At 70.7% G+C, this 3,121-nt stretch carries 3 protein-coding genes, 1 pseudogene and 1 riboswitch; all 4 genes and pseudogenes read right to left on the reverse strand.

Annotated features, from left to right (window positions below):
* The coding region (gene ribH / locus MJ783_RS22995; RefSeq protein WP_239313927.1) for a 6,7-dimethyl-8-ribityllumazine synthase at positions 1-463 on the reverse strand (463 nt) is incomplete at its 3' end.
* A complete protein-coding gene (locus MJ783_RS23000) occupies positions 460-1,800 on the reverse strand; it encodes a bifunctional 3,4-dihydroxy-2-butanone-4-phosphate synthase/GTP cyclohydrolase II (protein ID WP_239313929.1) in 1,341 nt (446 codons plus the stop codon). The genes MJ783_RS23000 and ribH, both read right to left, overlap by 4 nt.
* Positions 1,797-2,549, reverse strand: coding sequence for a riboflavin synthase (gene ribE, locus MJ783_RS23005; RefSeq protein ID WP_239313931.1), 753 nt, complete (start codon positions 2,547-2,549; stop codon positions 1,797-1,799). Before ribE ends, MJ783_RS23000 begins: the two co-directional genes overlap by 4 nt.
* A 125-nt stretch (positions 2,550-2,674) precedes the next feature.
* Positions 2,675-2,803: riboswitch (FMN riboswitch) on the reverse strand.
* Between the two features lie 121 nt (positions 2,804-2,924).
* A pseudogene (locus tag MJ783_RS23010) lies at positions 2,925-3,121 on the reverse strand (ribulose-phosphate 3-epimerase); the annotation flags it as partial.

The raw sequence follows: 3,121 nt of genomic DNA on the forward strand, positions 1-3,121 counted from the left end.
GCCCCCGCAGGATCTTCGCGGTCTCCAGCGCGGCGAAGGCGGCCTCCCGCCCTTTGTCCTCCGTGGCCGGGGGCAGCCCGGAGCGGTCCCGTGCCTGCTCGACCGTGTCGCAGGTCAGGACGCCGAAGCCGATCGGGACACCGGTGTCGAGAGCGACCCGGGTGAGTCCGGCGGTCACCGACTGGCAGACGTAGTCGAAGTGCGGGGTACCGCCGCGGATCACCACTCCCAACGCCACCACCGCGTCGTGACTGGCGGCGAGCGCCGCGGCGACGACGGGGAGTTCCACCGCGCCGGGCACCCGGACCACCACCGGTGCGGCGACGCCGGCATCCTTGACTGCCCGCAGGGCCCCGTCCAGCAGGGCATCGGTGATCTCACCGTGCCACCGGGCCGCCACCACGGCCAGCCGCAGGCCCGCGCCATCGGGGATGGGTGCCGACGGCGAGCCGGTGCCGCTCACGCCGGCTCTCCCTGGCACACGTCCGCCATCACCAGATCGGTGTCCGCGGCTCCGGCCGGCGGAACCCGATGGTGCGGGACATCGGCACAGGCTCCGGCCGCTTTCGGCAGACCCGGCAGATCATGTCCCATCCGGTCCCTTTTGGTGGTGAGGTAGCGCAGGTTCTCGGGGGTGAAGTTCACCGGCAGCGCGACCCGCTCGACGATCTCCAGGCCGTAGCCTTCGAGCCCGGCCCGTTTGGTCGGGTTGTTGGACAGCAGGCGCATCGTCCGAACCCCGAGATCCACCAGGATCTGGGCGCCCGTGCCGTAGTCGCGGGCGTCGGCGGGCAGCCCGAGAGCGAGGTTGGCGTCGACGGTGTCGTGCCCGGCGTCCTGTAGCTGGTATGCCCGGAGCTTGTGGATGAGACCGATGCCCCGGCCCTCGTGCCCCCGCATGTAGAGCACCACGCCCCTGCCCTCCAGCGAGATCATGCGCAACGCGGCGTCGAGCTGCGTCCCGCAGTCACAGCGCCGCGATCCGAAGATGTCCCCGGTCAGGCATTCGCTGTGCACCCGCACAAGCACGTCACGGCCGCCGGAGATGTCGCCTTTGACCAGCGCCACATGTTCGATGTCCTCGATGACGCTGCGGTAGCACAACGCCCGGAACTCCCCGTGACGGGTCGGGATCGCCGCCTCGGCGACCCGCTCGACGTGCCGCTCACTACGGCGCCGGTAGGCCACCAGGTCGGCAATCGAGATCACTAACAGCCCGTGCTCGGCGGCGAACTTCATCAGTTCCGGCAGTCGGGCCATGCTCCCGTCGTCGTTGACGATCTCGCAGATGGCTCCGGCGGGACGCAGCCCGGCCAGCCGGGCCAGATCCACTGCCGCCTCGGTGTGGCCGGGGCGGCGCAGCACGCCGCCGGCCTTGGCCCGCAGGGGGAACACGTGGCCGGGCTTGGTGAGGTCCGCGGCGGTGGTCGCGGGATCGGCCAGCAGCCTGATCGTACGTGCCCGGTCAGCGGCTGAGATACCGGTCGTCACCCCGTCGCGGGCATCGACGGAGACGGTGAACGCGGTACCCATCCGATCGGTGTTGCGCGGGACCATCTGGCCGAGATCCAGCCGGTCGGCGTCAGCCCCGTCCATGGGTGCGCAAATCACACCTGAGGTGTAGCGGACCGTGAACGCCAACAGCTCCGGGGTGGCCAGCTCGGCCGCGAAGATCAGGTCGCCTTCGTTCTCGCGGTCCGCGTCGTCGACGACGATGACGGGCCGGCCGGCGGCGATCTGCGCCACCGCCTCGTCGATGGAGGCCAGGCCTGTGTCACTGGCTGCCAGGGATGTGCTCATGACAGTTGTTCGCTTCCGCTCCGAATCGTGGCGGTGGGGATGAGGGGCTGCCCCACGCCGGTCGTGTCACGCGCGGCGGTGAGCTTCTCGACGTACTTCGCCAGCACGTCGACCTCGAGGTTGACCCGCTCCCCCACCACGCGGCGGCCGAGGGTGGTCGTCCGCAACGTCGTCGGGATCAGGCTCACGGTGAACGAGGGCGGTGTCGACGCCGTCGCCGCGGTGACATCAACCACCGTCAGGCTGACGCCGTCAACCGTGATGGACCCCTTCTCGACGAGGTAGCGGTCCAGGCCCGGCGGCAGGCTGATACGCACGATCTCCCACTGGGGCGCAGCCCCGCCACCGGCGGCTCGATCATCTTCCGTGGCGCTGCCGGCGGCCGGCACAGCGGTGCTCGGCTGTCGGTCAACCACCACACCGACGCCGTCCACATGCCCCTGCACGAGGTGGCCGCCGATGCGATCGGCCAGGCGCACCGCGCGCTCGAGGTTGACGGCGTCCCCGACGGACAGTCCACCAAGAGCCGAACGGGTGAGGGTCTCCTGCATGACATCGGCGGCGAAGGCCTGCCCGTCGCCTTGGGAAAACCAGCGGGTGACGGTCAGGCAGACCCCGTTGACCGCAATGGACGCGCCCTCGCTGACGTCCTCGAGCACCCTGGCCGCGCTGATGACGAGCCGAGCGGCGGCCGGGCGCGGCTCGACGGCCGCGACGACGCCGAGTTCCTCGATGATGCCGGTGAACATTCCTGGTGTTCCCCCTTGTGTCGGCACCACGTCCGAGACAAGGGGTAAGCACGCGGGACGCCGCCAGCGCACAGGCGCCAGACGGACCGTGCGCGACGGTGATAACCGCCGGACGGCACACGCCCGCGCGCGTCCTCCCATCCGGACTTTCACCGTCGGTCCCGGAATTTCACCGGGTCCACCGGCCGCTGGCTGCGGACGGGTCGCGGACTGTCACCGCCGGCTCGGAGTTTCACCGACCCCGGAGCGCGCGTGCTGCTACAACTACCTGCCCGAGTCTTGCACATGAAAGCCGCATGGGCGCGCGGAATCCGTGCGAAGCACCAGGCACCGCCGGGCGCGGCCGGCACCGCCCGCCGCCCGCTGGCATGGCGGTCAGGTTGTCGGCACGCCGGGCGCGACCAGCCGTGGCGACGCCCGCAGCGCCTGCGCCCGCAACGATTCAACCGCTGCCGCGGGATCGTCCGCGCCATAGACGGCGGTGCCGGCGACAAAGACATCAACCCCGGCCTCGGCGGCCCGCTCGACGGTGTTGGCATTGACCCCACCGTCGATCTGCAGCCACAGATCGA

The sequence above is a fragment of the Protofrankia sp. Cj3 genome (genome assembly GCF_917627355.1).
Taxonomy (GTDB): domain Bacteria; phylum Actinomycetota; class Actinomycetes; order Frankiales; family Frankiaceae; genus Protofrankia.

Coding starts and splice junctions, on each gene's coding strand:
- MJ783_RS23000 (WP_239313929.1), bottom strand. CDS start 1,800: ATGAGCACATCCCTGGCAGCCAGTGACACAGGCCTGGCCTCCATCGAC.
- ribE (WP_239313931.1), bottom strand. CDS start 2,549: ATGTTCACCGGCATCATCGAGGAACTCGGCGTCGTCGCGGCCGTCGAG.